1 protein-coding gene is annotated in these 736 nt (G+C 63.6%); it reads right to left on the reverse strand.

What is annotated here, in order from left to right; genetic code table 11:
- Positions 1-313: 313 nt before the first annotated feature.
- Positions 314-631 carry a tyrosine-type recombinase/integrase gene (locus AC0AIB_RS31045; protein WP_465098053.1) on the reverse strand — a complete coding sequence of 106 codons (318 nt, stop codon included), beginning with the start codon at positions 629-631 and terminating at the stop codon, positions 314-316.
- Positions 632-736: the final 105 nt, after the last annotated feature.

A 736-nucleotide genomic window follows, 5' to 3' on the forward strand; every position in this document is an offset into this window, starting at 1 on the left:
AGACATCCGCTCCTGGATCGCCGACTGGAACCGCGACCCACGGCCGTTTACCTGGACCAAGACCGCCGAAGAGATCCTCGAATCACTCGCACGATTTTGTAGGCGAATTTCCGGCGCAGGACACTAGATGAGGAAGCTGCCTCGCCCGTCGCTGGATGGTCCTTCGTCACGCAATGTCACCATCGGAACCGTCGGTCGGTCCAATGGCATCAGGACGTCCGGTCAGCGGGGGCCGATGACCCGTCGCAGTGTTGTGCATCAAGCCGTATCTGCCTCTGCGTCGGAGCCGGTCCGCCGACAGTATTGGTGGTGTTCAGGCTTGGGATGCGCCGGCGAGGCTGAGTCGGGTGCGGGCGGACTGGAGGACGAAGGCGGCGGTTGTTTCGGCGGCGTGGTGGGCGGCTTCGTGCAGGACGGTGGTGTAGACGTCGGCGGTGGTGACGATGCTGGAGTGTCCGAGCATGTGTTGGATGACTTTGAGGTCGACGCCGGCGGCGAGGGCCAGGGATGCGGCGCCGTGGTGCAGGTCGCGCAGCCGCACCGGTGGCAGGTCCGCATGGGCGGTGAGCGTGCCTAGGCGGCTCGACCATGACCCGCCACTGATAGCTGAGAGGACGTCTGATTCACGTATTTTGTGTGTGTTGTGGTTTTAGGGGTTCTCGCCAGGTTGGGGTGGTTTCGGTGGTGAGGCGTTTGGCGAGGTTGTCGATCATGGCGAGGGTGATCATGCTGGCGG

The organism is Micromonospora sp. DSM 43699 (genome assembly GCF_055517075.1).